Consider the following 26,909-nt stretch of genomic DNA (forward strand, 5'->3'; position numbering starts at 1 on the left):
CGGATCGGATGCGAGAGGATGAAGCCGTGACGAGCTATTTTCACCGCCTCTCTGAAACCGCATTCGCACCCACCGAGCATGTCGGTGGGGCGTGGAACCCCGACGAGCAGCACGTCGCGCCCGTGCTCGGGCTGCTGGCGCATGTGATCGAAGCCGAGCACCATGCCCGCCGCCCGGAGGCGCCGCTGGTGCTCGCTCGGGCGAGCTACGACATCCTCGGCGTCATCCCGATGGACGAGTTCGAGGTCGCGGCCCCGCGCGTGATCCGCGCGGGGCGCACGATCGAGCTCGTCGAAGCGACGCTCAGCCATGGCGGGCGTGCGGCGCTCACCGTGCGTGCCTGGATGCTGACGCAGAACGACACCTCGGCGATGGCGGGCGTCACGCTGCCGCCCATGCCGGAGCGGGAATCGCTGCCGGAGTGGGCGCCCATGGATGTCTGGCCGGGCGGGGCCATCCGTTCCATCGAGGCCCGTCGCGAGTTCATCGAGACGGGGCGCTCGCGCTGCTGGATCCGGCCGAAGCATCCGCTGCTGGAGGGCGAGCCCGTCTCGCACCGTGCACGGATGCTGGGCATGACCGACTTCGCCAACGGCATCGCCACGCGCGTGGCGCCGGAGACGGCGCTGTACCCGAACATCGATCTGACGGCGAGCATCTTCCGCGAGCCGGCCGGCGACTGGTTCGGCCTGGACACCTCGGTGTCGTTCGGATCCGACGGGATCGGGCTCACGGAATCCGTGCTCAGCGACGCGGCGGGCCCGGTCGGCACCTCATCGCAGACACTGACCGTCCGCCCGCGCTGACGCTCCGGAGCTCAGCATCCGGGCATCCGGGCATCCGGGTCGGTTTCCGCCGCCGTCCCCTGCGCCAGAACAGGAGAATCGGCCGAATCAGGACGATTCAGCTGGTTTCCGTCCTGGTCTCGCCGATCCGCCTGATCTGGACGCGGGGACGTCTGGGTCCGGGGGCATCTCGGTCCCGGAAGCGTCCGCGCGAGAGGCTACTCGCCGGCGTGCCGGTCGAGGAAGGAATAGACCTCGCTGTCGTCGACGCCGGGGAACGCCCCGCGGGGGAGCGGTGAGAACATGTGCGTGTGCACGCGGGCGCTCGGCCAGGCTCGTCCCTCCCAGCGCTGGCTGATCGTGGCGGATGCTCGACGGCAGCACGCCTCGTCAGGGCAGTTGGACTGGGCGCGGTGGCTGGTCTCGCGCCCCCGCCACCAGCGTGCATCATCGAAGGGCACGCCGACGGTGATGGAGAATCCGCTGTCGTGCGCCGAACCGGTCTGCGTTGCACACCAGAAAGTGCCCGACGGGGTATCGGTGTACTGGTAATGCTCGGTAGTGCGGTTGCGCTGCTCGAATGCCGCCCGGGCTGAGAACTTGCGGCACGCGGGCTGGCCCTCGACTGCTCCGGTGACATCCATCGGCAGCGGCAGGTCATCGTTCTCGTAGACCCGGGTGATCGCGCCCTTCTCGTCGACGCGCAGAAAATGCAGTCGCATGTCGAGGTGGTGCGTCATCAGGTTGGTCATCCGCATTCCCGCAGCCTCGTGCGTCACGCCGAAGGCATCGCGGAAGTCCTCGACAGCGAGGTTGCGATCCTTCTTCGCCTGCTGCAGGAAGGCAACCCCCGCGGTCTCCGGGATCAGGCAGCAGGCGGCGAAGTAGTTGATCTCGAGACGCTGCTGCAGGAAGTTCGCGTAATCGGTGGGTGGCGTGTGGCCGAGGATGCGATGCGCCATCGCCTGCAGCGCCATCGAACGCAGGCCGTGTCCGCCCGGAATCGACGCGGGCGGCAAGTAGATGCGGCCGTTCTCAAGATCAGTGATCGAGCGCGTGGAGTGCGGCAGATCGTCGGCGTAGATGAGCTCGAATCCGAGTTTGTCGGCCATCAGGCTCACGGTGCGGTGCGTCAGCGCGCCGGAGACGTGCCCCGCGGCCTTCAGGTGCTTCTCGGCCAGCACTTCGATCTCGGGCAGATAGTTCGCCCTCGCGCGCATGGTGAGGCGCATCTCGGTGTTGGCGCGGCGGGCCTCTTCGGGGGTCGCGATCGCTTCGCTCTCTCGGCGGTGCAGCTCGCGGTGCAGGCCGAGCACCGCCTCGATGGTCTCGTCGTTCATGCCCTTGGACACGCGAACCGGTGCGATTCCGAGCTGACGGAAGACGGGGCTCGCCTGGGCGCGATCGAGCTCGATCTCCAGCGCTGCGCGCCGGTTGGGCGGCTCGCCTGAGATCAGGTCAGCGACATTGGTGCTGCACGCCTCCGCGATCGCCTGCAGCAGCGACAGCTTGGGCTCGCGCTTGCCGTTCTCGATCAGGCTCAGCTGAGATCCGGCGATGCCCACCAGCGCGCCCAGTTCGTCGAGCGTGAAGCCCTTCGCGGTGCGGTGGTGTCGGATGCGATGCCCGAGGGTGCTGAGTTCAAGTCCACTGGTCGACATTCCTTGAGCATAGCGAAAGAATCATTCTTCTTTCGACCGTCTCGTCCGGTAAGTGCGGCAAAAGATGGCAGAAGATGGATTTACAGCATCCCTCTTCAAAGGAGCAGCCATGGCAATCGCTGAGTCGTACGCACCCCGCATCCCCTCCGTCGCCCCCGTACGGAACTATGGAACGGCACCGGCGTATGACACTCCTGCCATGACCGAGCTGCGCGAGTGGGTCGACGGCATCGCGAAGCTCACTCAGCCCGCCCGCATCCACTGGATCGATGGGTCTCGCGCCGAGAACGATGCACTGCTGCGCGAACTCGTCGACGAGGGCAAGATCATCAAGCTGAACCCGGAATGGCGACCCGGTTCCTACCTCGCCCGCTCGCACCCCAGCGATGTCGCTCGCACAGAGGGCCGCACCTTCATCTCCTCCGAGCGCGAAGAGGATGCCGGCCCCACGAACAACTGGGCCGATCCCGCTGAGATGCGAGAGAAGATGACCGAGATCTTCGAAGGGTCGATGCGCGGTCGCACCATGTACGTCATCCCGTTCTCGATGGGACCGGTCGGCGGAGCGCTCTCGCATATCGGCGTGCAGGTCACCGACAGCGCCTATGCCGTGGCATCCATCAGCATCATGACCCGCGTCGGCGACGCGGTCACTCGCCAGATCGCCGAGGGTGCGCCATGGGTCAAGACCGTGCACTCGGTCGGCGCTCCGCTGCAGCCCGGGCAGGCGGATGCTCAGTGGCCGTGCAACGACGAGAAGTACATCGTGCACTTCCCGGAGACGCTCGAGGTCTACTCGTACGGATCGGGCTACGGCGGCAACGCGATCCTCGCCAAGAAGTGCTTCGCGCTGCGGATCGCATCGGTGATCGCCCGCGATGAGGGCTGGCTCGCCGAGCACATGCTGCTCATTCGCGTGACCGACCCGAAGGGCAAGTCGCATCACGTCGCGGCGGCATTCCCCTCCGCGTGCGGCAAGACCAACCTCGCCATGCTCCGCCCGACGATCCCCGGCTGGTCGGTGGAAACGCTCGGCGATGACATCGTCTGGATCCGACCGGGCGAAGACGGTCGGATGTATGCGATGAACCCTGAGGCCGGCTTCTTCGGTGTGGCTCCCGGAACCGGTGAGTCCACGAACGTGACCGCTGTCGAGACGCTGTGGGGCAACACGATCTTCACGAACGTCGCGCTTCGCCCCGACGGGGATGTCTGGTGGGAGGGTCTGACCGACACGCCGCCCGCGAACCTGATCGACTGGGAGGGCAACGACTGGACGCCCGATTCCGGCCGCCCGGCCGCCCACCCGAACTCGCGCTTCACCGTGTCGGCGGCGCAGTGCCCGCAGATCTCCGAGGACTGGGAAGCGCCCGAAGGTGTGCCGCTCGATGTCATCCTCTTCGGTGGACGTCGCGCCAGCAACGTGCCGCTCGTCGTCGAAGCGACCGACTGGACGCACGGCGTGTTCCTCGGCTCGACCATCTCGTCCGAGCGCACAGCGGCTGCTGAGGGCAAGGTCGGCGAACTGCGCCGCGATCCGTTCGCGATGCTGCCGTTCTGCGGATACAACATGGGCGACTACTTCGCGCACTGGCTCAAGGTCGGTCGCTCGCTGCGCTTCGACCGTGCCCCGCGCATCTTCCAGGTGAACTGGTTCCGCCGCGGTGACGACGGCCGTTTCCTGTGGCCCGGCTTCGGCGACAACTCGCGCGTGATCGACTGGATCATCCGTCGTGTTTCAGGCGAGGTCGGCGCCGTCGACAGCCCGATCGGACGTCTGCCGATCCGAGAAGACCTCAACCTCGAAGGACTCGACATCCCGGAAGCCGACCTCGACGAGCTGTTCGACGTCGACGTCGACGCGTGGAAGGTCGAGGCCGATTCGACCGAGGAGTTCTACTCCATCTTCGGCGACAAGCTGCCGCCAGCGCTGCGCAGCGAACTGGAGGCGCTGCGCTACCGCCTCTCCGCTGCGCGCTGAGACTGGCGCCGCTGACGCTGGCGCGCCGATGAGACCCGCGGCGGCGGGATGCGAGGGCCAACCCATGGCTGAGTGGTTCTCGCATCCCGGCGCCGCGTTTTCCTTCGAAGCGGATGCTGGTCTTCGTTCTTCCTTTCGCGATACTGTGGAGGTATTCCACGGGATTCACTGTGGGTAAATGATGGAAGGTGGAGCGATATGAGCATTGCAGTTCGCAGCGCAACGACAACCTGGCAGGGAGATCTGGCATCCGGCACCGGAGTGCTCGGCGAGACCAGCAGCGGGGCACTCGATGACCAGCAGGTCACCTGGGCATCGCGGACCGAGGCTCCAGGCGGCAAGTCGAGCCCAGAGGAACTGCTCGCGGCCGCTCACTCCTCGTGCTTCTCGATGGCTCTCGCCCTGACCCTCGGCGAGCACAAGGTTTCTCCGCAGCGACTGACTGTCACCAGTGAGGTCGCCCTCGACCCCGTAGACGGCGTGCCCACGATCACGACATCGAAGATCACCGTGCGCGCACAGGTGCCCGGCATCGATTCTGCGGCCTTCGATGCGATCATCGACGAGGCATCGAAGCTGTGCCCGGTCTCGCGCCTGTTCGCCGGTGCAACGATCACGGTCGACGCCCAGCTCGAGGACTGATGACTGATACCGATCAGATCACCGATGCTCTCACCAGAGAGCATCGAGCGATCGATGGGGGCATTGCGGCATTCCTTGCTGACACTGTCGATGCCACGCCGTTGCGCGAAGCGATCTCCGCGCTGCGGCGGCATATCTATCTCGAGGAGACGTTTCTGTTCCCGCCGCTGAAGGCGACCATGATGATGCCGATCTTCGTCATGCTCCGCGAGCACGGAGAGCTGTGGCGCGGCATGGATGAGACCGAGGCTCGTCTCGACGAAGCACAACGCGCCGGTGACACCGATATTCAACAGCAGTGTCGCGACCTGCTCACGCTGCTGGACGCGCACAACAGCAAGGAAGAGCCGATCATCTACCCCCGTGCGGATGCCGACTTGGCGCCCGATGTGCGTGCAGAGCTCGCCGAGTTCATCGCGATCGGGGCATATCCCGATGGATGGGCCAGCGCTACGGCGTGACAGTGGTCGCTCGAGCTGCCCGCGTCAGTTGGTGAGCAGCTGGTGCCTGGCGAGATCACGGTAGAGCGGCGTCGATTCTACGAGCTCGGTGTGCGTGCCGTGGCCGACGACGACGCCGTTCTCGAGCACGACGATCACGTCGCTGTCCACGACGGTCGATAGCCGGTGGGCGATCACGAGCAGAGTGCGATCGGATGCTGCCGCGTCGATCGCCGCACGCATGCGCTGCTCGTTGACGCCATCGAGTGACGACGTCGATTCGTCGAGCAGCAGGATCGGCGCCTCGGTCAGCAGCGCGCGCGCGATGGCCAGGCGCTGGCGCTCGCCACCGGAGAGCATCACACCATCTTCACCGACGGGTGCCTCCAGACCGAGCGGGCTGCGCGCGAGAACATCGCCGAGGTTGACCGAGCGCAGCACGCGCTCGCAGTCCTCGTCCGACGCCGCAGGGGCAGCGAGCCGCAGGTTCTCCGCGAGCGATCCGGCGAGAGTGGGCGCATCCTGCTCGACATAGCCGAACTGCGCGCGCAGCTGTTCGCGCGGAAAAGTGCGCACATCGTGGCCGGCGACGCGGATCGATCCGCCGGTCGGGTCGTAGAACCGCTCGATGAGCGCGAGGATCGTGCTTTTACCCGCGCCACTGGGGCCGACCAGCGCGACACGGGCGCCCCGAGGGACGCTGAACGAGATGCCTTTCAGCACATCGCGGTCGACCTCGACCGGAGCGACATCGCTCTGATGCTCGAGGCGCGCATCGACGAGCAGGCTCTGCGCCTCTTTGGCAGCGGCCTCGCGCGCGGCGATGACGTTGTCGGGGTAGCGGAATCGCACATCACGGAATTCGATCGCGGGAGCCCCGACGACCGCGGCGGCGGTGACGTCAGGATCCGCTTCGTCGTTCTCGGTCTCGGTCGGGAGGTCGAGCACTTCCTGGATGCGCCCGAGCGCGCCGAGCGCCTGGTTGACGGAGGTGATCGCGCCGAACGCCTGCCCGAGCGGCATCACCAGCATGAACAGGAACATGATGAATGTCACCAGTGCCGCGATGGTGAGAGCACCGGATGCCACCCGGAACCCGCCCACACCGAGCACGACGAGCAGCGATACCTGCAGCGCGATGCCCGCGACGGGCACGACCATCGACGAGATCTTCGCGATGCGCACCCCGAGCCCATAAGCCTCGGAGGCGAGTCCGGCGACCGCTTCGGTCTCGCGCTCGGTGGCGCCCGAGGCGCGCACGGTGCGGATCGAGGAGATACCACGCTCGACACCGGATGCCAGCTCTCCCACCTTCTGCTGCTGCGCGGCGGATGCCGTGCGAATATGCCGACTGAGCAGTACGACCACCACTGCCGAGGCGGTGATCACGATGACGATCAGCACCAGCAGCAGCGGGTCGATGATCAGCATGGCGATCAGCGCGCCGAGGAACAGGATCGCGCTGCCGACGGCATCCGCAAGGCCCTGGGTGAGCACCGCGTAGAGCAGTGTCGTGTCGGTGCCGACGCGCGAGACGAGGTCGCCGGTGCGGCGGGCGTCGAACTCGCTGATGGGAAGGTGCAGGATGCGGGCGATCAGGCGTCGTCGGCTGGAGTACACCACCGCGGTGCCGGTGCGCTGCAGCAGGTAGTGCTGGTAGCCCGAGATCACCGAGGCGATGATGACGAAGCCGACCAGCAGCCACACCAGCATCCCGAGGGCCTCGTTCTTCTGCACCCGGTCGATCACCTGCCCGACCAGCAGCGGCTGCACGAGCGATGCCGCCGCGCCGACGATGCTGAGCGCCGCGGCGAGGGCGAGTACCGGCTTGTGCTCGAAGAGGAAGGGGAGGAGCTGACGGAACGTGGCGCGCGGGCCGTCCTGCTGCGCACCGCGTCCGCGCCGACGTGCTGTCGCCGTGCGAGACATGGAAGACCTCGTTCTGGGTGGGGAACCTCTCTATTCTTGATCCTTCGTCTATGTGCGGCCTGTCCGATGTCGTTCCGCCGCGCGACGTTGGATCACGAACGCAGCTTCCGCGGGCAATTTCGTGGCGTAAGTGATCCAACGTCACCAGGTCATAAGTTGGAAGGATGCTGAATCCGCCCAAGCTCCGCGCCGGAGACCGTGTCGCGGTGCTCTCACCCGCCTTCGCCGCTCCCGCTGTGTCGGAGGTGCTGCATGAACAGGCCATGCGCAGACTCACCGATCTGACCGGCCTCATCCCGATCGAGTATCCGACCACGCGGCTACTGGATGCGAGCGCCGAAGCCCGGGCCGCTGATGTCAACGCGGCGTTCGCCGATCCGAGCATCCGGGCGATTCTTGCGACGATCGGCGGCGATGACCAGATCACCGTCGTGCCTCATCTCGACGCGGCGCTCGCGCTCGCCGACCCGAAGCCCTTCGTCGGCTACAGCGACAACACCAACATCCTCAACTGGCTGTGGCAGCTCGGCGTTGCTGGCTTCTACGGCGGCTCCACGCAGGTGCACCTCGGTGCGGGCCCAGCCGTCGATGACGAGCACCTGCTGTCGCTGCGGGCGGCGCTGCTCGAAGGCGGCACGCGAGAGATCACCGAGCCCGGCGAGTCGGAGGACTTCGGACAGCGCTGGGAGAGTCCGGACGCACTCACGCGGTTCGGCGACAGAACACCCACCGAACCATGGGCATGGGCCGGCCCGGCAGACGCGGTCACCGGGCGCACGTGGGGCGGCTGCTTCGAGGTGCTCAATCAGCTCGCCCTCGCCGATCGGATGCCGTCGAACGACGACCTCGCCGGTGGCATCCTGCTGCTGGAGGCGAGCGAGCGGCTGACATCCGCCGAAGTCGTCGCCGAGCAGCTGCGTGCCTATGGCGAGCGCGGGCTGCTGGCATCCGTCGCCGGGGTACTCGTCGCGCGCCCACCGGTGAGCTCCTTCGACGTGTCGCCGACCGCCGCCGAGCGGGTCGAGCTGCGGGCTGCCCAACGCGACGCCGTGATCGAGCAGGTCGGCGCTTACAACCCGGATGCCGTCATCTGCGTCGGCCCGCCCTTCGGGCACACCAGACCGCAGTGGATCGTGCCCTACGGCCGCGAGATGACCCTTGACGGCGCTGCCCAGCGGGTCACGGCGAGGTACTGACGCCGTTCAGCCCAACGAGACTCGGCCGCGCAGCTCCCGCACGGTCGAGACGCCGGACAGCTGCATGGTGCGCACCGCCTCATCGCGCATGATCTGCAGCATCCGATCGACGCCGCGCTCGCCGCCGGCCATGAGGCCGTACAGATATGCGCGACCCACCATGCAGGCGTCCGCGCCGAGTCCGACCGCGGCGAGCACATCGGCTCCGGAGAGGACGCCGGTGTCGAGGTAGATCTCCGCGCGATCTCCAACGGCCGATGCCACCTCCGGAAGGAGTCGCAGGGGAGTGGGAGCCCGGTCGAGCTGACGGCCTCCGTGGTTTGAGACCACGAGTGCGTCTGCACCGGCATCCACCACGCGTTGCGCATCCGTCACCGACTGGATGCCCTTGACGACGAGTTTTCCGGACCACTGCTCGCGCAGCCAGGCGAGATCGTCGATCTTCAACGACGGATCGAACATCTTCGCCACCAGCTCGGCGACCGTGCCGTCGAAGGAGCGCAGGCTGGCGAATTCGATCGGATCGGTGGTGAGCACGTTGAAGCACCACGACGGATGCCAGGCCATGTCCCACATGGTTCTGAGGTTCAGCGTCGGCGGGATCGTCAGGCCATTGCGCGCATCGCGCAGCCTGTTGCCGGCCACCGGAGTGTCGACGGTGAGCATGAGAGTGTCGTAGCCCGCGTGACGCACCTGGTCGATCAGCCGCTGGGTGCCCTCGCGGTCCTTCCAGAGGTACAGCTGAAACCAGTTTGTGCCGCCGGGAACAGCTGCTTTCAGCTCGCCTGGAGACGTTGTTCCCATTGTCGACAGCGTGTAGGGCACGCCCGCGCGCTCGGCCGCGCGCGCGACGGCGATCTCGCCCTCGTGCTGCATCATCCGCGTGAACCCCGTCGGGGCCATGATCAGGGGCAAGGATGCCGGCGAGCCGAGGATCATCGTCGAAGTGTCGACATCCGCCACATCGTGCAGCACCCGCGGCTCGAATTCGACCTGGGCGAATGCGCGACGTGCACGAGCGATGCTGAGTTCTTCTTCAGCGGCGCCGTGCACGTAGTCGAACACCGACCGCGGCGTCGTCCGGCGAGCGATTCGGGCGAGGTCCTTCACCGACAGCGCCTGGGTCAGCCGACGATCCACGCCATTCCAGATGGGGCGGCGGAAGCCGAGCAGTGGAGCCACCGCGCCCCAGGTGGGGACACGCCGGGCGATGCGCGGTCGCGACGGCTCGTTCACCACTGGGCCCAGCCGTTCACTCCTTCGCCCGCCCCGTGCCCAGGTACGCCTGGATGATGTCGTCGTCGGCCAGCAGCGTCTCGGATGCTCCCGAGCGCACGATCTCGCCGTTCTGCAGGATGTGACCCTCGTCGGCGGCCTGCAGTGCACGGCGGGCGTTCTGCTCCACCAGCAGTACGGTCGTGCCGCCGGAGAGAACCTCTTCGATCACCTTGAACACTTCATTGACGATCTTCGGCGCGAGCCCCATCGACGGCTCGTCCATCAGGATCAGCTTCGGACGAGCCAGCATCGCGCGGGCGATCGCCAGCATCTGCTGCTCTCCGCCCGAGAGCGAACCTGCCGCGAGCTTGCGACGCTCGCCGAGCACGGGAAAACGCTCATACATCTCGTCGATGCCGGCGCTCGCGCCCGCCCCGTAGAAGCGAGCCCCCATCTGAAGGTTCTCCGCGATCGTCATCGAGGCCAGGATCTGCCTGCCCTCCGGCACCTGCACCAGACCACGGGGAACGAGCTTGTGCGACTTCAGTTTGGTGATGTCGGTGCCCTCGAAAATGACCTTGCCGCTCGAGGGGCGCACGAGTCCGGAAAGCGCATTGATGATCGACGACTTGCCGGCGCCGTTGGCGCCCACGAGGGTCACCAGCGAACCTGCGGCGACGTCGAAGGAGACGCCGCGCACTGCCTCGACCCGGCCGTACGAGACGGTCAGGTCCTGCACACTCAGCAGCGGCTCAGTCATGGTGCTCCTCCTTGCTCGCTGCGGCATCGGCGTCGACGGCCGGGCTGGCATCCGCCTCATCATCCGCCACACCGAGGTACGCCTCGATGACCCGCTCGTCGGCGGCGATCTCGGCGGGCGTGCCGTCGGCGAGCACCTCGCCGAAGTTCAGCACGATGATGTGGTCGCACGTGTCGAGCACCATGCCCACGTTGTGCTCGATGAACACCAGCGTCAAGCCATCAGCAGCCAGTGAGCGGATCAGCGTCGACAGGCCTTCGGCCTCGACGTGGTTCATTCCGGCAGCCGGCTCATCGAGGATGAGCAGCGACGGGTCTGCAGCCAGCGCACGAGCGATCTCGAGTCGGCGCTGGTCTCCGTACGAGAGGCTCTTTGCGGTGTCGTTCGCCTTGTCGAGCAGTCCGACGCGGCGCAGGCACCGGGCAGCGTGCTCCAGAGCCTGCTGCTCATCGCGACGTGCGGATGGCAGCCAGAGCAGGCGGCGCAGGAACGTCGGCTTGGCGACGAGGTGCGCGCCGATGAGCACGTTCTCCAACGCGGTCAGACGGTTGAACAGCTTGGAGTGCTGGAAGGTGCGGGTGACACCGGCTGCGGCGATCTTGTGCACCGGAGTGCGCCCGACCGTGACACCGAGAACCTGGGCCGTGCCCGATGAGGGCGGAATGAGACCGCTGATCATGTTGACCAGCGTCGTCTTGCCGGCGCCGTTTGGCCCGATCAGTCCCACGACTTCGCCGCTGCGCACCGTGAGGTCGACGCTGCGCACGGCATGCACGCCGCCGTACTCCTTCGACAGGCCCTTGAGCTCGACGATGATGTCGCCCTTCGCCGGGTGCTGGCGGCCGACGAATGGCACACCGCTGTCGAGCGTGCTCACATCGACCCGCTGCTTGCGCCGCGGGATGAGGCTGGCGATGCCACCGGGCAGGTAGAGGATCACCAGAAGCAGCAGCAGACCCGAGATGAATGGCCGGATCCAACCGGCTTCGATGCCGATCATGCGCTGCAGTTCGGGCAGCAGCGTCTGGAATCCGCTGCCGAGGATCGGCCCGAGGAAGTTCGCTGTTCCACCGACGACGGCGGTGACGAGGCCGTCGATGGCCTTGTCGAATGCGAAGTCCTCTGGTGCGATCAGGCGCAGGTAGTACGCCCACATAACCCCGTACAGGCCGGCGAGCACACCAGCGGCGACGAACGCACTCAGACGGTGCCCGCTGACGTTGATGCCGATCGAGCGCGCCGCCAGCTCATCCTCGCGGATGGCTTCAAGGGCGCGCCCGTAGCGGGAGCGGGCCTGACGCCAGAACCAGTACGCGACGATCAACAGGATCAGCCAGGCGATCAGCGGAGTCATGATCTTCGGAACGGGCATGCCCTGAGCGCCACCGGTCCATTCGGCGTTCAAGATGAAGATGCGGATGGCCTCGGCGAAGCCGAGGGTGGCGATGGCGAGGAAGACACCGCGCAATCGCATGGTGGGAAGCCCCAGGATGACGGCGGCCAGAGCGCCGACGAGCATGCCGACGACCATCGCGAACAGCAGCGTGGGAATCGGGCCCCACGTATCCGGGGTGGGCGTGATACTGGCCGCGGTGAAGGCCGCGATGCCCGCGAACCCCGCCTGCGCGAGGCTCAGCTGGCCCGCGATGAGCACCGCATAGAACGAGAACGCGAAGACGCCGTTCAGCGCGAGGAAGACGAGAGTCGATTCGGTGAACATCACACCTCCCGGATCTTGCGCTTGCCGAACAGACCCTGGGGGCGCAGCAGCAGGATGACGAACAGCAGGGCGAATGCGATCAGGTCGCGCCAGCTGGAGCCGACGTACTGGATCGCGAACACCTCGGCGATGCCGAGGATGAGTCCGCCGAGCAGTGCTCCGGGCAGCGAGCCCATACCGCCGACGATGATCACTGCCAGACCCTTGAGTTCGATCGCGCTGCCCATGCCCAGTTGCGCGCTGTTCACACTTAGCGCGAAGAGAACACCCGCGACCGCGCCGAGCGCTGTGGAGATGGCGAACGTCATGCCGGTCACCCGGTCGACGTTCACGCCGAGAACCCGAGCAGCGCCCGGGTTCTCGGCGACCGCACGCATCGAGCGGCCGAGCGATGACCGGCTGACGAGAACCGTCAGCGCGATCATCAGACCAAGCGACACGGCGATGATGACGATCTGCAGCGAGCTGACCGTGGTATCGCCGAATGTGATCGTGTCGTCCGGCACCGTGCCGGCGGGGAACCGGCGGGTGTTCGGTCCGAAGACGGCCTGCATGAGCGCGATGATCATCCCGCCCACCGCGATCGATGAGATCAGACCGGCGAAGTGCGCGTCCGGGCGGTCCTTCAACGGGCGGAATGCGATCCGTTCGATGAGCAGACCCATGATCGCGCCGAAGGCGAACACGAGGACGAGCACGACGGCGATCGGAAGGTCGAACGCGTCGGTGAGCCAGATGCCGACGAACGCCGAGGCGGCGAACGCGGCCGGATGGGCCAGGTTCAGTCGATCTAGGATCCCGAACACCAGCGTGAAGCCGATGGCGAACAGGGCATAGAGCGAACCGAGGAACAGGCCGTTCATCAGCTGCTGCATGAGAGGTCTTCTCCGATCAGAGGATCAGGCGATCAGGCGATCGGTCGATCAGTTCAGGACGGTGAACTTGCCATCCTTGACGATCTGCACGACGGCCGGGTGCTCAGCGTCGCGGTCCTTGTTGATGCTGATCGAGCCGAGCGGTGTGGCCAGATCCTTGACCTCGGTGAGGCTCTGCTGCACATCGGTGCGCTCGCCGGAGCAGTTCGCACGCACAGCGTGGTCGACGATCAGCATGCCGGTGTACGCCTGAGCGGCGAACTGGTCGGGGCCTGCGCCGTACTTCTCCTCGAACGCCTTCATGAAGGCGGTGTTCTCGGGGCTGTCGGATGCAGAGTTCCAGGCAGCACCGACGATCACGTCTTCGGCGGCCTGACCGGCGTCCTTCATCAGAGCAGGGTTGTTGAAGCCGTTGCCGCCGATGATCGGCTCGTTGATGCCGAGCTCACGCGCCTGGGTCACCAGCGGAATGGCAGCCTCGATGAGAGCCGACACCACGATCGCGTCGGGGTTCTTCTCCTTCGCTGCGGTCAGGAGGCTGCGGAAGTCGGTGTCCTTGACCGAGAACTTCAGGGTGTCCAGCACCTCGATGCCCTGATCCTTCAGCGCCGATTCCATGACCTCGAAGCCGGACTCCGTGAACGCATCGTCGTTGCTGTACATCACGACGACCTTCTTCAGGCCGAGCTTCTCGCTTGCGGCCTGGATGGTCTGCGGGATGACCTGCGCCTCGGTGAGCGAGTCGCGGAAGATGAAGTCGCCCTGCGCGGTGATGCCGGTTGCGGTGTTGGAGATGGCGAGCACGGGTACGCCAGCCTCCTGAGCCACCGGCTGCGCCTGGAAAGCGGTGTTCGAAAGGGTGGGACCGATGATGAGGCTGGTGCCGTTGCCGACGAAAGTCTCGAAGACGCTGATGGCCTGACGGGGGTCGCTGCCGTCGTCTTCGACCTTCAGGTCGTACTTGACGCCGTCCTTGGCGTTGAGGTCGGCGAGGGCCAGCTCGAGACCCTTCTGCTGCGACTCGCCGTAGCTGGCCGCACCGCCGGTGAGGCTGAGCGCCGCGCCCACGGGGACAGTGCCCTCGATGACGCAGCTGTCGCCGCTGCCGGTGCCCTTCAGGCCTTCGGCGGAGGTGCCGCCATCGCCGCCGTCGTTGGCACTGCAGCCGGCGAGAACGAGCGCAGAGGCGGACAGGGCGACCGCGGTGCGAAGAATTTTACGCATGTGATTTCCAATCGACGAGGCACAGGGATTGCAGACTGCCGATGGGGACACGAAGCACCGTGCCACCGGGGGAGAGCGCGTCAGCCTCTTCGTTGCGCACTCGGTACGGCATTGGGTCGATCATAATGCGGGTTGTCACCAGAGAACGGCGATACCCGCGTTCACGAGGGTGAGGATGCCGACGCCCCAGAACAGCACCGGCGGCACGGCGCCCGACTTCCGCTGACGGGCCTGCCCGATGCCGAGGAACGCGGCGACGATCAGCAGGATCACCAGCTTCGTGCCGATCTTCATCATGTTCATCTTCACGTCCTCGGGCAGGCCCCAGGGGGCGGCGAGAGCGAGGCCGGCGACGGCGGCGATCGTCACGCCGATCTGCATCAGGCGGGTGATCTCGCGCTTGCCTCCGAAGGCTTGTACGGCCCAGGCTCCGAAGAGCACGGCGAAGCCGATGAGGTGGATGAAAAGAACGATGTGGCGCAGGGTTTCCATGCCCCTAGGCTATCCATCTCTGTGCGTTGGCGTGGCCGCGCTCAACCGCGCAGCTGCTGCACGATGCGGGCGGTGCGGATCGCGGCATCCGCTGCCTCAGCGCCTTTGTCCTCTTTCGAGTCCGGCAGCCCGGCTCGGTCGAGCCCCTGCTGCTCGTCGTCGAGGGTCAGCACGCCGAAGCCGATCGGCTTGGCGGCATCGAGCGCGACGCGGGTCAGACCGTCAGTCGTGGCCGCGGAGACGTATTCGAAATGCGGCGTCCCACCGCGGATGATGACGCCCAGGGCGACCACGGCATCCGCTCCTCCGGCGAACGCGGCTTGTGCGGCCAGCGCCAGTTCGAACGACCCGGGAACGCGCACCAGCGAGTGCTCGGCGCCAGCGGCGTCGAGCGTGCACCGCGCCCCGGCGATGAGGGCGTTCGAGATCACTTCGTGCCAGGTGCCGGCGACGATGACGACGCGCAGACCGCTGCCGTCGATGGGGCTGGTGGGGGTGGGGGCTCCGGCGCCGCTCATGCGTCGTCCTTTCCGCTGGCGAGTGCCGCGGCCAGCTCGGCTTCGCCGATGATGTGGCCCATGCGATCGCGCTTGGTCTCGAGGTACTGGTGGTTGTTGGGGCCGACTCCGACGATCAGCGGAACCTGCTCGATGACGTCGAGGCCGAGTTCGCGCAGCCGCGCGACCTTCTCAGTGTTGTTGGTCAGCAGCCGCACCTTGGAGATGCCGAGGTCGGTCAGGATGCTGGCCGCTGCCGCGTACTCGCGGGCGTCGGCGGGCAGCCCCAGAGCGAGGTTGGCGTCGACGGTGTCGAGTCCGCCCTCCTGCAGGCTGTAGGCGCGCAGCTTGTTGATGAGGCCGATGCCGCGGCCCTCGTGGCCGCGCATGTAGATGACGACGCCGCCGTCGCGGTCGATCAGGTCGAGCGCGGTCTGCAACTGGGGTCCGCACTCGCACTTGAGTGAGCCGAACGCCTCACCGGTGAGGCACTCCGAGTGCACGCGAACCAGGGCGGTCTCACCAGGCTCACCGGAGACCACGGCGATGTGATCGGTGTTCGTCGTGCGGTCCTTGTATGCGAGCACACGGAACGTTCCGTGCTTCGTCGGCACGGTCGCGTCAGCGCGCAGACTCACCCGACGACGCCGCAGCGCTGCCGGGGTGCTGTCATCGAGTGGGTCATGCTCGTTGAGGTGCGCGATGAGCTGCTCGATGGTGATAACCGGAACGCCATCGCGGGCGCCGAGCTCCATCAGCTCGGGCAGGCGCATCATCTCGCCGTCTTCGGCGACGACTTCGGCGATCGCGCCGACCGGGCGCACCCCGGCCAGACGCATCAGCTCTACCGCGGCCTCGGTGTGGCCGCTGCGCTCGCGCACACCGCCGTCGACGGCTCGCAGCGGCAGCACGTGACCCGGACGGATGATGCTCGTCGCGGTCGACGCCGGGTCGGCGAGCACGTTGAGGGTGTGGGCTCGGTCGCTCGCGCTGATGCCCGTGGTGACACCGCTGGCGGCATCCACGCTCACCGTGTAAGCCGTGGAGCGCGCGTCTTCATTGTTCTCGACCATGGGCGGAAGATTGAGGTGATCGGCGAGGTCAGCGGGCATCGGCGCGCACACGAACCCTGATGACCAGCGCACCATCCAGGCGACGGCTGCGGGCGTGGCGAGCTCGGCCGACAGGATGACGTCGCCCTCGTTCTCGCGATCTTCGTCATCAGCGACGATAATCGGCTTTCCGGCGCGCAGCGCGTCGAGAGCCTCGGGAATAGTGGAAAGGCTCATCGTGAGCCTCCTTCCGTAGGGGTGCGGAACGCGAGCAGGCGTTCCACATGTCGGGCGAGAATGTCGGTTTCGAGGTTGACGACGTCGCCGACGGCGAGGGCGCCGAGAGTGGTCGCGGTGAGGGTCTCCGGAATCAGTGAGACCTCGAACCAGGCTTCGGAGGCGCCTGCCGAAGGTGCACTGACCGCGCTGACCGTGAGTGACGTGCCGGCGACGCTGATCGATCCCTTGTCGACGACGAGCGGCGCGAGAGTCGACGGGATGCTGAACCGCAGTACGCTCCACTGCTTGCCCGGGCGCACCTCGAGAACGGTGCCGACCCCATCTACGTGACCCTGCACGATATGTCCGCCCAGTCGCGCGCCGACGGGCATCGCCTTCTCGATGTTGACGCGCGACCCGACGTTCACCGCGCCGAGCGCCGAGACATCGAGCGTCTGCTTCATGACGTCGGCGTCGAAGGTATCGGCGGTCGAGCCGACGACCGTCAGACAGACGCCGCCTACCGCGATCGACTCGCCGTGCACGGCGTCGGATGCCGCATGCGGAGCGCGCACGGTGAGTCGCCAGCCGTCTCCGCTAGGCGAGATCGCGGCGATCTCACCGACCTCTTCGATGATTCCGGTGAACATCAGTGTCCTTTCGATTCCACGATGGGGTGAGCGATGGCGAGCATGTCGTCGCCGAGCGGCATCCACTCATCGACCTGCAGTCGGCGGGCATCGACGATCGTGCCGACGCCGACGTCCGTGAGGGCAAGACGGTCGCCGCCGAGCAGCACGGGGGCGATGTAGGCCAGCACCGTGTCGGCGAGCCCCGCGGCGATGAAAGCGCTCGCGAGCGTCGGGCCGCCCTCGACGAAGACGCGCTGGATGCCGCGTTCGCGGAGGTTGTCGACGACGGCGGTGAGATCGTGGGTGCGGTAGAAGAGCGGTGCGTGCGGATGCTGACGCAGCGCGGCATCCGATGGTGTCTCACGGCTGCCGATCACAACGGGGACGGGCTGAGTCGGGTACCGTGCATCGCCGTCCCGCGCGGTGAGCGCCGGGTCATCCGCGAGCACCGTCCCGGTGCCCACGATGATCGCGTCGGCGTCGGCGCGGCGACGGTGCACATCGGCGCGAGCGGCCGGTCCGGTGATCCACTGGCTGGTGCCATCTGATGCTGCCGCGCGGCCATCCAGACTCTGCGCCCACTTCACGGTGATGTGCGGGCGGCCGAGATGCTGCACCACCAGCCAGTCGGCCATGAGCAGTCGTGCGGCGTCGGCCTGCTCTCCCGAGGCGACGTCGACGCCGGCCGCGCGCAGCCGCGCAGCACCGCCGCTGGAGATGGCACCCGGATCATCGAGGGCGAAGACGACGCGGCTGATGCCGGCGTCGATGAGCGCCAGCGCACAGGGGCCGGTGCGTCCGGTGTGATTGCAGGGTTCGAGGGTGACGACTGCGGTGGCGCCATGCGTCTGCTCTGGAGTGAGCGCGGAGAGGGCCTCGATCTCTGCGTGCGGCGTGCCGGCGCCGCCATGCCAGCCTTCCGCGAGGAGCTCGCCGTCGGCGGAGAGAATGACAGCACCGACTTGCGGGTTGAGACCGCGCGGGCCGTTGGACGCGATCTCGATGGCGCGCAACATGGCGCTGCGCTCTGCCTCGGTCACTGCCATCCGTCGTCCTCTTCGAGGCTCCGGGGGTGGCCGAACTCGCGCGTAAGCGCTTTGTGCTGCCTCTCTTCCGGACTAGCGAGCTTTCGCTCGCATCACCGTCGGTTCCGGAATTTCACCGGATCGGCGCCTGAGAACAGGCGTTCGCGGACTATCACCGCCGGTTCGGATTCACACCGACCCCGGAGCACGTTGCTGCTCCGAGTGTACCCAACGCGGCGCATTCTGTTTCATTCCGGCCACTCGATGACGTCGGCGCGGGATGATTCCTACTTCAGCAGGCGCGACAGGCGGCGGTCGGCGAGCAGCTTGCCACCGGTCTGGCAGGTGGGACAGTACTCCAGCGAGCGATCGGCGAAGAACACGCTGCGGATCTCGTCTCCGCAGACCGGACACGCCTCGCCGCGCCGGGCATGCACCTGCATGCCGCGTCGCTTGGCGTCTTTGAGATCCGCAGGCGGCTTGCCCGCCGCCGCCTGAACCGCTTCTCGCAGCGTCGACTGCATTGCGCCGTACAGTCGATCGATCGTCGGCGCGTCGAGACTTCCCGCTGGCGCGTAGGGCGACATCTTCGCCGCGTGCAGGATCTCATCGCTGTAGGCGTTGCCGATTCCCGCGATGAGCCCCTGGTCCCGCAGCAGCCCTTTGATCTGCGTGCGCCGATCAGCGAGCAGACCGGCGAAGACATCGCGGGTGAACGAAGCATCCACTGGGTCCGGACCCAGTCTCGCTATGCCCGGCACGTCGGATGCTGATCGCACGACGTACACCGCCAGCGACTTCTTCGTACCCGCCTCGGTCAGATCGAAGCCGCTGCCGTCATCCATGGACACCCGCAGCGCAATGGGGCTCCGGCCGGGTTTGATGAGCGTCGTGGAGAGCTCGTCGTACCAGCGCATCCATCCGGCTTTCGCGAGGTGGAAGATCAGGTGCAGCTCATCACCGAGGCACACGTCGATGAACTTTCCGTGCCGCAGGACTCCCGTGATGGTCTGCCCGTGCAACGCCGTGATCGGCGGATCATAGGTCTTCAGCGCCGCGATCGTTCCGACGCTCGTGCGCGTGACTGCGCGTCCGGTGGCGCGCTCGGACAGGAAAGCGACGAGGCCCTGAACTTCCGGCATCTCCGGCATGCAGACATCCTGCCACGGGCACAGGACACTGACTAGGGCGTCAGCGGGTCAGAGCACCGGCCATTCGACGGGCGTGCAGTCATCGGAGGCGAGTAGCCCGGCGACCCAGCCGTCGTCGCGCCCGCGTGAGCTGGTCAGGCACTGGCGCAGCATCCCCTCGTAGCGGAAGCCGAGCGCCCGCGCGGTGCGAGCCGATGCGACATTGCCGACAACGGCCCGCCAGGACAGGCGCGCGAGCCCGAGTTCAGCGAAGGCCCAGTCGATGACGGCACGCGAGGCTTCGGTCATCACTCCGGCGCCACGATGCGCGGGCGCGCTCCAGTAGCCGAGCTCTGCCTCTCCGCCATGCGCATGCGCGACGATGCGGTGCAAGCCGACCATGCCGGCCAGCTGACCGTCGCGACGCACGGCCCACACCGTCTCGGCGTTGTCAGCCCACCAGTCGGCGACAAGATGCACGAAGTCGACGGCGTCGTCGCGCGTGTACGGGCTGGGCACGGTCGTCCAGCGCGGGATCTCCGGGTCCTGGCACGCCGCCGTGATCGCATCCGCGTCGGCTTCGGTCGGAATGCTGAGCACGAGGCGGTTCGTGCGCAGGGTGATCGGCTCCATCGCACCAGCGTAGTGAGCTCGGTAGGCTTTCGAGGGCCGTCGGCCGAGCTTTCAGCGCACAGAAGAGGGGGCATCGTGAACGCGAAGCAGTCCTCTCCGCGCGGTGTCCTCGTCTCAGTGCTCGCCTCGGTCCTGTTCGGGCTCATATTCTTCCTCGCTGGCGTGCTGAGCTCCTCGGCAGAGGTGGTCTTCGCCTGGCGGATCCTCATCACATTCGCCTGCTATGCGCTGGCGCTGTCGCATCCACTCGCCCGTGAGCAGCTGCGCCTGCTCGGCAGGCGCCTGCGCTCGCGCTGGTGGATGTCCTTTCTGCTGGTGGGGCTGGCTGCGATCATCGGCTTCCAGCTCTGGCTCTTCATGTGGGCGCCGATGCACGGGCATGCGCTGGACACGTCGCTGGGGTATCTGCTGCTGCCGATCTGTCTCGTGCTGGGTGGGCGCTTCGTATTGAAAGCGCCGGTCAGCCGCATGCAATGGGCCGTCGTCGCTCTGGCGACCGTCGCGATCGCGGTGAAGCTCGCGGCCACCCCGCAGCTGTCGTGGGTCACGCTGGCGATCTGCCTGCCGTACACGGTCTATTTCGTCGTGCGCCAGCGGTTCGGACTCGATGGCCCGATCGTCTTCGGCGCAGAATCGCTGCTGATGCTGCCGGTGGCCGTGGCATTCCTGCTTGCCGCGACTCCCGGAGTCATCGCTCCGGCAGAGCTCGCCGGCCTCGCGGGGATCGGAATCGCCAGCGCGGCGGCGATGTCGCTGTACCTCGCCGCCGCAGCTCTCCTGCCGCTGCCGGTCTTCGGCCTGCTCAGCTATGTCGAGCCCGTGCTCCTGGTCGGCATCGCGCTCCTGCTCGGCGAGCGGATGCAGGGCGCGGACGGCTGGGTCTACCTCATCCTCGCCGTCGCGCTCACGGTCTTGGCGGTCGAAGGGTTCCGCGTCTCTCGGCGTGCGCGCCGCGCGCGACCAGAGCTTCCGCCGCCGAGCGTGCCGGGCGCTCCCGGCATCGGCGAGCCCGATGTCGATCGACGCGACTAGAATCATCCAGTGACTGTTCCGGGGATTCTGCGCGCCTTGGAAGAGGCGAACCTGTACCGTGATGCCCTCACCTGGGCGAAGACCGACGCCGAGATCTCGGCCGTCGACGGGCTCGATGCCCCGATCCTTGCGGGGCTGATCGAAAAACGCGCTGCGGCCGGGCATCCGGCATCCGCTCTCGTGATCACCCCGACCGGGCGCCGCGCGGAGTCTGTCGCCGCCGCGCTGGGGTCATACCTGGGCGAAGCCGAGATCCTCATCTTTCCGGCATGGGAGACGTTGCCGCACGAGCGGCTGAGTCCGAGCCCCGACACTGTCGGCCAGCGACTGGACACGCTGCGCCGCATCACCACCTGGAACGGTGAGAAGCCGCTGATCGTGGTGGCATCCGTGCGCGCGGCGCTGCAGCCGCTGGCGGCGAACCTCGGCGACGCTGTGCCGCTCGAGCTGCGCGTCGGCGGCCGCGGCATCGAGCTCGAGCAGGCCATCGAACAGCTCGTGGAGCGCGCCTATTCGCGCGTGGACATGGTCTCCCGCCGCGGCGAATTCGCGGTGCGCGGCGGCATCCTCGATGTCTTCCCGCCGACGGCAGACCATCCGCTGCGCGTGGAGTTCTTCGGCGACGAGGTCGACCAGATCCGTGCCTTCTCGGTCGCCGATCAGCGCTCGCTGCCGGGCGATGTCGCATCCATCGAGCTGCCCGCCAGCCGCGAGCTGCTGCTGACCGCTGAGGTGCGCGAGCGCGCGGGTGCTCTCGTCGCCGGCTTCCCTGCAATCGCCGGGATGCTGGAGAAGATGTCCGAAGGCATTCCCGTGGAGGGAATGGAATCGCTGCTTCCGGCCGTCGCCGGGCCACTGGTGACTCTGGCCGAGTACCTCCCCGCGGGATCCGCGACGGCCATCGTCGATCCTGAACGCGCCAGCGCGCGTGCTCAGAACCTCGGCGAGACCAACCGGGAGTTCCTCGAGGCCGCATGGAGCGCTGCCACCTCCGGCGCATCCGCGCCGATCGATGCCTCTTCGATGCTCAGTGCGCGTCTCAGCGCCGGCGACTTCGTCTCGATCGCGCGGCTGCGCGAGATCGTCCACGAGCGCGATGGCGTCTGGTGGCGGCTCAGCCCGTTCGCGACCGATGACGACGACGCCGCGAACCTCGATTCCTCGGTGATCCCGTCTTTCCACGGCAACGTCGACGGCGCGATCGCGTTCGTCGAGGCACGGCTGGGTGAGGGGTGGCGCGTGGTCGTCGTCGCCTCGGGGCAAGGGCTCGTCGAGCGTGCGCGCGACGTGCTCAGCGATCGCGGCCTGGCCGCCCGTGTGCTGACCGAGCTCATCGACGCGCCGGATGCCGGAGTCGCGAGCCTTCTCGTCGGATCGGTGGAGTCCGGGTTCCAGGTGCCGGAGGCGCGCCTCGCCGTGCTCAGCGACAACGAGTTCTACGGTCGCACGGTCGGCGGCGATCAGCGCGTGGTGCGCAAACTCGCCTCGCGGCGGCGGAACGTCGTCGATCCGCTGCAGCTGAAGCAGGGCGACTACGTCGTGCACACCACCCATGGCATCGGACGCTTCATCGAGCTCACCAAGCGCGAGGTCTCCTCTGGCGGGCGCAACGCCACCAAGACCACTCGCGAATACCTCGTGCTCGAGTACGCCCCGTCCAAACGCGGCTACCCGGGTGACAAGCTCTACGTGCCCACCGACCAGCTCGACCTGCTCTCGAAGTACGTCGGCGGCGAAGCCCCGACTCTGTCGAAGATGGGCGGCAGCGACTGGTCGGCGGCGAAGGGCAAGGCGCGCAAGGCCGTGCGCGACATCGCGGTCGAGCTCGTCAAGCTGTACTCAGCGCGGATGAGCGCCAAGGGCTACGCTTTCGGACCCGATACCCCCTGGCAGCGCGAGTTGGAAGAGGCGTTCCCCTTCGCCGAGACACCCGACCAGCTGCAGACGATCGATGAGATCAAGGCAGATATGGAGCGCCCGATCCCGATGGACCGGCTGCTGAGCGGTGACGTCGGCTTCGGCAAGACCGAGGTGGCGATCCGCGCCGCGTTCAAGGCGATCCAGGAGGGCAAGCAGGTCGCCATGCTCGTGCCGACGACGCTGCTCGTCAAACAGCACATGGAGACGTTCACCGAGCGCTTCGCCGGGTTCCCAGTGCAGGTGCGCGCGCTCTCGCGCTTCCAGACCGACAAAGAGGCGCGGCTCACCCTGCAGGGGGTCCTGGACGGCTCGGTCGACATGGTCATCGGCACCCACCGCATCCTCACCGACAAGGTGATCTTCAAAGATCTCGGGCTGATGATCATCGACGAGGAGCAGCGCTTCGGTGTCGAGCACAAGGACACGCTGAAGAAGATGAAGACGAATGTCGACATCCTCGCGATGAGTGCCACGCCGATTCCGCGCACGCTCGAGATGGCCGTCACCGGCATCCGCGAGATGTCGACCTTGGCGACCCCGCCCGAGGACCGGCATCCGATCCTCTCCTTCGTCGGGCCCCGCAGCGACAAGCAGATGGCTGCGGCGATCCGGCGCGAGATCCTGCGCGAAGGACAGGTGTTCTTCGTGCACAACAGGGTGCAGTCGATCCAGCGCGTGGCATCGGAGCTCGCCGAACTCGTACCCGAGGCGCGGATCGCCGTCGCGCACGGAAAGATGGGCGAGCATCAGCTCGAGCAGGTTGTCGACGATTTCTGGGAGCGCAAGTACGACGTGCTGGTCTCGACGACGATCATCGAGACCGGGCTCGACATCTCGAACGCGAACACGATCATCATCGATCGCGCCGACAAGTACGGCCTCTCGCAGCTGCACCAGTTGCGCGGGCGCGTGGGACGCGGACGTGAGCGCGCGTACGCGTACTTCCTGTATGACGAGATGAAGCCGCTCAGCGAGACCGCTGCCGACCGGCTGCAGACCATCGCCGTGAACAACGAGCTCGGTTCGGGCATGCAGGTGGCGCTGAAGGATCTCGAGCTGCGCGGCGCGGGCAACATGCTCGGCGCCGAGCAGGCCGGCCATATCGCCGGCGTCGGCTTCGATCTGTATCTGCGGATGATCGGCGAGGCTGTCGCGACGTTCCGCGGTGACGAGACGTCGTCGGATGTCGAACTGCGGCTCGAGCTGCCCGTGGATGCAAGAATCCCCGAGCACTACATCGACAGTGAGCGCTTGCGGCTGGAGGCATACCAGAAGCTGTCTGCGGCAGCCGGTGCCTCGGCTGCCGATGAGGCGATCGACCTCGTGGTCGAGGAGCTGGTGGACCGGTACGGAGCTTTCCCCGACGAGGTGACGACGCTCGTCGCGGTTGCGCGGCTGCGTCGCCGGGCCGCACGTGCAGGGCTCACCGACGTCGTTGCAATGGGCTCGAACCTGCGCATCGCCCCCGCCCGCTTCGAGGACTCGATGAAGGTGCGCCTGCAGCGCCTGTACCCGAAGGCGAAGCTCGTCGGCGGGGGAGAGGCGCTCGTGGTGCCGATGCCCGGCCCCGACGGCCCTGCACTCATCGAATGGGTCGGCAACCTGTTCACCGCGATGTTCCCCGAACCGGTGAAGGCCGCGACCGACTGAGAACATCCGGGGTGCATACCCGGCAACCGGGCATCCTTCGGACTAGTCTGGCCGCATGATCTACGAGCACCTCGGGTCTCGGCCCCGCATCCATGACACGGCCGTCGTGGCGCCGACAGCGGTGATTTCCGGCGATGTGGAGATCGGGCCGGATTGCCAGGTGCTGCACGGCGCCATCATCACGGCCGAAGGCGGGCCGATCCGGCTCGGCGAGCACGTGATCGTGATGGAGAACGCGCTGATCCGGGCGACGGCGGCGGATGCTGTGCACATCGGCCCGCATACGCTCATCGGCACACTCGCGAGCATCGCGGGTGCGACCATCGGCGCCGAGGTCTTCTTCGCCTCCGGTGCGCGGGTGTTCAACGGCGCGCACGTCGGTGATCGATGTGAGGTTCGGGTGCATGCGATCGTGCATCGCCGTGCAGTGCTACCGGAGGGGACGGTCGTGCCGATCGGCTGGGTGGCGGTGGGCGATCCCGTGCAGCTGCTCTCCCCGGACCAGCACGAGGAGATCGCCGCCGCGCAGCCGGAGCTCGACTTTCCCGGCTATGTGTTCGGAGTCGACCGCGACACGCCTGATCTCATGGTGCAGCTCACCGAGCGCTATGGTCGCTCGCTGGCGCGCCACGCCGACGACCGCGAGCTCTGACTCGCCTGGCATCCCCGCCCGCCCGTTACCCGTCTATATGGCACAAAGTCTCGGAATTCGATCGGAATACCGAGACTTTGCGCCATATAGACGGGGCTCGACGGGGTGAGCGGAGGATCAGGGGGCGGAGGGTCAGGGGCGATGTGTCAGATGACGCCCTGGGCGAGCATCGCGTCGGCCACGCGCTCGAAGCCGGCGATGTTGGCCCCTGCCACGTAGTCGCCCGGAGTGCCGTAGCGCTCGGCAGCGCGGAAGGATGCATCGTGGATATCAGCCATGATGTCGCGCAGCTTCTGCTCGCTGTTCGAGAAGTTCCAGCGCTGGCGCGAGGCGTTCTGGCTCATCTCCAGCGCAGAGGTGGCGACACCTCCCGCGTTCGCGGCCTTGCCCGGGGCGAACAGCACCTCGGAATCCTGGAAAGCGCCGACGGCCTCCGGGGTCGACGGCATGTTGGCGCCCTCGGCGACGACGCGCACACCGTTCGCGATCAGCATGCGCGCGGAGTCCTCGTTGAGTTCGTTCTGGGTCGCCGACGGGATCGCGATGTCGACGGGGGTCTCCCAGACGTTGCCGCCTTCGATGAAGCGGGCGCCGGGACGACGGTTCGCATATTCGACGATGCGGCCGCGCTCGACTTCCTTGATCTGGCGCAGCAGGCTCAGGTCGATTCCCGCGTCGTCGACGATGTAACCCGAGGAGTCGGATGCCGTCACAGCACGCGCTCCCAGTTGCGTCGCCTTCTCGATCGCGTAGATCGCCACGTTGCCCGAACCGGAGACCGCGACGCGCTTGCCCTCGAGGTTCTCGCCGTGCACCGCCAGCATCTCCTGAGCGAAGAAGACCGCACCGTAGCCGGTCGCCTCGGTGCGCACCTGGGCACCGCCCCAGCCGATGCCCTTGCCGGTGAGGATGCCGGATTCGTGCCGGTTCGTGATCTTGCGGTACATGCCGAACATGTAACCGATCTCGCGACCGCCGACGCCGATGTCACCGGCGGGCACATCTGTGCTCTCGCCGATGTGGCGGTAGAGCTCGCTCATGAACGACTGGCAGAAGCGCATGACCTCGGCCTCGCTCTTGCCGTGGGGGTCGAAGTTCGATCCGCCCTTGCCGCCGCCGATGCCCTGGCCGGTGAGGGCGTTCTTGAAGATCTGCTCGAAGCCGAGGAACTTCATGATCGAGATGTTCACCGTGGGGTGAAAGCGCAGCCCGCCCTTGTACGGGCCGAGTGCCGAGTTGTACTGCACCCGGTAGCCGCGGTTGACCTGCAGCTTGCCGGAATCATCCATCCACGGTACGCGGAAGATGATCTGACGCTCGGGCTCGACGAGTTGTTCGAGCACACCGTTCTCGATGTACTCCGGACGGCGCTCAAGCACCGGCCCGATTGAATGCAGCACCTCATGGACTGCCTGGTGAAACTCCGGCTCATCCGGGTTGAGCGTGCGAACCGCATCGAACACAGGCTGTGCGGCAACGCTGAGCGGGTGGAAATCGGCAGTGGTATCGGTCACGCGGGAAGCTTTCTGAAAGAGGGCATGATT

Annotated in this window: 23 protein-coding genes and 1 riboswitch; of the genes, 8 read left to right on the top strand and 15 right to left on the bottom strand. The window is 66.9% G+C overall.

Annotated elements, in window-relative coordinates; all coding sequences use genetic code 11:
* Window positions 1-26 precede the first annotated feature (26 nt).
* Window positions 27-806, top strand: a complete 780-nt coding sequence (locus FM104_RS06100; protein WP_256971540.1) for a thioesterase family protein — start codon at window positions 27-29, stop codon at window positions 804-806.
* A gap of 197 nt (window positions 807-1,003) precedes the next feature.
* Here FM104_RS06100 and FM104_RS06105 read toward each other — a convergent pair whose 3' ends face one another.
* On the bottom strand, window positions 1,004-2,446 hold the full coding sequence (locus FM104_RS06105) for a helix-turn-helix domain-containing protein (protein ID WP_087130563.1): 1,443 nt from the start codon (window positions 2,444-2,446) through the stop codon (window positions 1,004-1,006).
* 109 nt (window positions 2,447-2,555) lie between these two features.
* Here FM104_RS06105 and FM104_RS06110 point away from each other — a divergent pair, with 109 nt between their 5' ends.
* The 3 genes from FM104_RS06110 to FM104_RS06120 all read left to right on the top strand — a co-directional run bounded on the left by FM104_RS06110 (window position 2,556) and on the right by FM104_RS06120 (window position 5,530).
* Window positions 2,556-4,427: a phosphoenolpyruvate carboxykinase (GTP) gene (locus FM104_RS06110; RefSeq protein ID WP_087130564.1), complete on the top strand. Its 1,872-nt coding sequence runs from the start codon at window positions 2,556-2,558 to the stop codon at window positions 4,425-4,427.
* Between the two features lie 198 nt (window positions 4,428-4,625).
* The gene (locus FM104_RS06115) at window positions 4,626-5,069 is read left to right on the top strand and encodes an OsmC family peroxiredoxin (RefSeq protein ID WP_087130565.1); all 444 of its coding nucleotides are present in this window, start codon (window positions 4,626-4,628) and stop codon (window positions 5,067-5,069) included.
* The gene (locus tag FM104_RS06120) at window positions 5,069-5,530 is read left to right on the top strand and encodes a hemerythrin domain-containing protein (protein ID WP_087130566.1); all 462 of its coding nucleotides are present in this window, start codon (window positions 5,069-5,071) and stop codon (window positions 5,528-5,530) included. The genes FM104_RS06115 and FM104_RS06120 overlap by 1 nt, the downstream gene beginning before the upstream one ends.
* Window positions 5,531-5,554: 24 nt before the next feature.
* On the opposite strand, the gene FM104_RS06125 is transcribed toward FM104_RS06120, so the two are convergent.
* Window positions 5,555-7,438, bottom strand: coding sequence for an ABC transporter ATP-binding protein (locus tag FM104_RS06125; protein WP_087130567.1), 1,884 nt, complete (start codon window positions 7,436-7,438; stop codon window positions 5,555-5,557).
* 164 nt (window positions 7,439-7,602) lie between these two features.
* On the opposite strand from FM104_RS06125, the gene FM104_RS06130 reads away from it, so the two are divergent.
* Window positions 7,603-8,634 (top strand): S66 family peptidase, encoded by a 1,032-nt coding sequence (locus FM104_RS06130; protein WP_087130568.1) that lies wholly within the window; start codon window positions 7,603-7,605, stop codon window positions 8,632-8,634.
* Window positions 8,635-8,640: 6 nt separating this feature from the next.
* Here FM104_RS06130 and FM104_RS06135 read toward each other — a convergent pair whose 3' ends face one another.
* The 12 genes from FM104_RS06135 to FM104_RS06190 form a co-directional block, all read right to left on the bottom strand.
* On the bottom strand, window positions 8,641-9,873 hold the full coding sequence (locus FM104_RS06135; protein ID WP_256971541.1) for an alpha-hydroxy acid oxidase: 1,233 nt from the start codon (window positions 9,871-9,873) through the stop codon (window positions 8,641-8,643).
* A 13-nt stretch (window positions 9,874-9,886) separates the two neighbouring features.
* On the bottom strand, window positions 9,887-10,612 hold the full coding sequence (locus FM104_RS06140) for an ABC transporter ATP-binding protein (RefSeq protein ID WP_087130569.1): 726 nt from the start codon (window positions 10,610-10,612) through the stop codon (window positions 9,887-9,889).
* A complete protein-coding gene (locus tag FM104_RS06145; RefSeq protein WP_087130570.1) occupies window positions 10,605-12,332 on the bottom strand; it encodes a branched-chain amino acid ABC transporter ATP-binding protein/permease in 1,728 nt (575 codons plus the stop codon). Before FM104_RS06145 ends, FM104_RS06140 begins: the two co-directional genes overlap by 8 nt.
* Window positions 12,332-13,207, bottom strand: a complete 876-nt coding sequence (locus FM104_RS06150; RefSeq protein ID WP_087130571.1) for a branched-chain amino acid ABC transporter permease — start codon at window positions 13,205-13,207, stop codon at window positions 12,332-12,334. Before FM104_RS06150 ends, FM104_RS06145 begins: the two co-directional genes overlap by 1 nt.
* 48 nt (window positions 13,208-13,255) lie before the next feature.
* The gene (locus tag FM104_RS06155) at window positions 13,256-14,431 is read right to left on the bottom strand and encodes an ABC transporter substrate-binding protein (RefSeq protein ID WP_087130572.1); all 1,176 of its coding nucleotides are present in this window, start codon (window positions 14,429-14,431) and stop codon (window positions 13,256-13,258) included.
* A gap of 135 nt (window positions 14,432-14,566) precedes the next feature.
* Complete coding sequence (locus FM104_RS06160) at window positions 14,567-14,923, bottom strand: Fe-S protein (protein ID WP_087130573.1); 357 nt, start codon at window positions 14,921-14,923, stop codon at window positions 14,567-14,569.
* A 41-nt stretch (window positions 14,924-14,964) separates the two neighbouring features.
* Window positions 14,965-15,441, bottom strand: a complete 477-nt coding sequence (gene ribH / locus FM104_RS06165) for a 6,7-dimethyl-8-ribityllumazine synthase (RefSeq protein WP_087130574.1) — start codon at window positions 15,439-15,441, stop codon at window positions 14,965-14,967.
* On the bottom strand, window positions 15,438-16,709 hold the full coding sequence (gene ribA, locus FM104_RS06170) for a GTP cyclohydrolase II (protein ID WP_087130575.1): 1,272 nt from the start codon (window positions 16,707-16,709) through the stop codon (window positions 15,438-15,440). Before ribA ends, ribH begins: the two co-directional genes overlap by 4 nt.
* Entirely contained in the window at window positions 16,706-17,341 is a 636-nt protein-coding gene (locus FM104_RS06175; protein WP_087130576.1) for a riboflavin synthase, read from the bottom strand. The genes ribA and FM104_RS06175 overlap by 4 nt, the downstream gene beginning before the upstream one ends.
* Window positions 17,341-18,369, bottom strand: a complete 1,029-nt coding sequence (gene ribD / locus FM104_RS06180) for a bifunctional diaminohydroxyphosphoribosylaminopyrimidine deaminase/5-amino-6-(5-phosphoribosylamino)uracil reductase RibD (protein ID WP_087130577.1) — start codon at window positions 18,367-18,369, stop codon at window positions 17,341-17,343. Before ribD ends, FM104_RS06175 begins: the two co-directional genes overlap by 1 nt.
* A 51-nt stretch (window positions 18,370-18,420) precedes the next feature.
* Window positions 18,421-18,559, bottom strand: a riboswitch (FMN riboswitch).
* A gap of 76 nt (window positions 18,560-18,635) precedes the next feature.
* The gene (locus FM104_RS06185) at window positions 18,636-19,499 is read right to left on the bottom strand and encodes an Fpg/Nei family DNA glycosylase (RefSeq protein ID WP_087130578.1); all 864 of its coding nucleotides are present in this window, start codon (window positions 19,497-19,499) and stop codon (window positions 18,636-18,638) included.
* Window positions 19,500-19,547: 48 nt separating this feature from the next.
* Complete coding sequence (locus FM104_RS06190) at window positions 19,548-20,111, bottom strand: GNAT family N-acetyltransferase (protein ID WP_087130579.1); 564 nt, start codon at window positions 20,109-20,111, stop codon at window positions 19,548-19,550.
* Window positions 20,112-20,186: 75 nt separating this feature from the next.
* On the opposite strand from FM104_RS06190, the gene rarD reads away from it, so the two are divergent.
* From rarD to FM104_RS06205, 3 genes are read left to right on the top strand one after another with little or no spacing between them, the layout of a single operon-like run.
* Window positions 20,187-21,143 carry an EamA family transporter RarD gene (rarD, locus tag FM104_RS06195; RefSeq protein WP_218778559.1) on the top strand — a complete coding sequence of 319 codons (957 nt, stop codon included), beginning with the start codon at window positions 20,187-20,189 and terminating at the stop codon, window positions 21,141-21,143.
* Window positions 21,144-21,152: 9 nt separating this feature from the next.
* The gene (gene mfd / locus FM104_RS06200) at window positions 21,153-24,713 is read left to right on the top strand and encodes a transcription-repair coupling factor (RefSeq protein WP_179206696.1); all 3,561 of its coding nucleotides are present in this window, start codon (window positions 21,153-21,155) and stop codon (window positions 24,711-24,713) included.
* A 55-nt stretch (window positions 24,714-24,768) separates the two neighbouring features.
* Entirely contained in the window at window positions 24,769-25,365 is a 597-nt protein-coding gene (locus FM104_RS06205) for a gamma carbonic anhydrase family protein (protein ID WP_087130580.1), read from the top strand.
* Between the two features lie 146 nt (window positions 25,366-25,511).
* On the opposite strand, the gene gdhA is transcribed toward FM104_RS06205, so the two are convergent.
* The gene (gdhA, locus tag FM104_RS06210) at window positions 25,512-26,828 is read right to left on the bottom strand and encodes an NADP-specific glutamate dehydrogenase (protein WP_256971573.1); all 1,317 of its coding nucleotides are present in this window, start codon (window positions 26,826-26,828) and stop codon (window positions 25,512-25,514) included.
* Between the last annotated feature and the right edge of the window lie 81 nt (window positions 26,829-26,909).

The sequence above is a fragment of the Microbacterium esteraromaticum genome (genome assembly GCF_900163815.1).
In the GTDB taxonomy this organism is placed as follows: Bacteria; Actinomycetota; Actinomycetes; order Actinomycetales; family Microbacteriaceae; genus Microbacterium; species Microbacterium esteraromaticum_B.

Excerpts from the sequence above, each read along its gene's own strand:
- FM104_RS06105 (WP_087130563.1), bottom strand. The coding sequence starts at position 2,446 with ATGTCGACCAGTGGACTTGAACTCAGCACCCTCGGGCATCGCATCCGA.
- FM104_RS06110 (WP_087130564.1), top strand. The coding sequence starts at position 2,556 with ATGGCAATCGCTGAGTCGTACGCACCCCGCATCCCCTCCGTCGCCCCC.
- FM104_RS06115 (WP_087130565.1), top strand. The coding sequence starts at position 4,626 with ATGAGCATTGCAGTTCGCAGCGCAACGACAACCTGGCAGGGAGATCTG.
- FM104_RS06120 (WP_087130566.1), top strand. The coding sequence starts at position 5,069 with ATGACTGATACCGATCAGATCACCGATGCTCTCACCAGAGAGCATCGA.
- FM104_RS06125 (WP_087130567.1), bottom strand. The coding sequence starts at position 7,438 with ATGTCTCGCACGGCGACAGCACGTCGGCGCGGACGCGGTGCGCAGCAG.
- FM104_RS06130 (WP_087130568.1), top strand. The coding sequence starts at position 7,603 with ATGCTGAATCCGCCCAAGCTCCGCGCCGGAGACCGTGTCGCGGTGCTC.
- FM104_RS06140 (WP_087130569.1), bottom strand. The coding sequence starts at position 10,612 with ATGACTGAGCCGCTGCTGAGTGTGCAGGACCTGACCGTCTCGTACGGC.
- FM104_RS06145 (WP_087130570.1), bottom strand. The coding sequence starts at position 12,332 with ATGTTCACCGAATCGACTCTCGTCTTCCTCGCGCTGAACGGCGTCTTC.
- FM104_RS06150 (WP_087130571.1), bottom strand. The coding sequence starts at position 13,207 with ATGCAGCAGCTGATGAACGGCCTGTTCCTCGGTTCGCTCTATGCCCTG.
- FM104_RS06155 (WP_087130572.1), bottom strand. The coding sequence starts at position 14,431 with ATGCGTAAAATTCTTCGCACCGCGGTCGCCCTGTCCGCCTCTGCGCTC.
- FM104_RS06160 (WP_087130573.1), bottom strand. The coding sequence starts at position 14,923 with ATGGAAACCCTGCGCCACATCGTTCTTTTCATCCACCTCATCGGCTTC.
- ribH (WP_087130574.1), bottom strand. The coding sequence starts at position 15,441 with ATGAGCGGCGCCGGAGCCCCCACCCCCACCAGCCCCATCGACGGCAGC.
- ribA (WP_087130575.1), bottom strand. The coding sequence starts at position 16,709 with ATGAGCCTTTCCACTATTCCCGAGGCTCTCGACGCGCTGCGCGCCGGA.
- FM104_RS06175 (WP_087130576.1), bottom strand. The coding sequence starts at position 17,341 with ATGTTCACCGGAATCATCGAAGAGGTCGGTGAGATCGCCGCGATCTCG.
- ribD (WP_087130577.1), bottom strand. The coding sequence starts at position 18,369 with ATGGCAGTGACCGAGGCAGAGCGCAGCGCCATGTTGCGCGCCATCGAG.
- FM104_RS06185 (WP_087130578.1), bottom strand. The coding sequence starts at position 19,499 with ATGCCGGAGATGCCGGAAGTTCAGGGCCTCGTCGCTTTCCTGTCCGAG.
- FM104_RS06190 (WP_087130579.1), bottom strand. The coding sequence starts at position 20,111 with ATGGAGCCGATCACCCTGCGCACGAACCGCCTCGTGCTCAGCATTCCG.
- FM104_RS06205 (WP_087130580.1), top strand. The coding sequence starts at position 24,769 with ATGATCTACGAGCACCTCGGGTCTCGGCCCCGCATCCATGACACGGCC.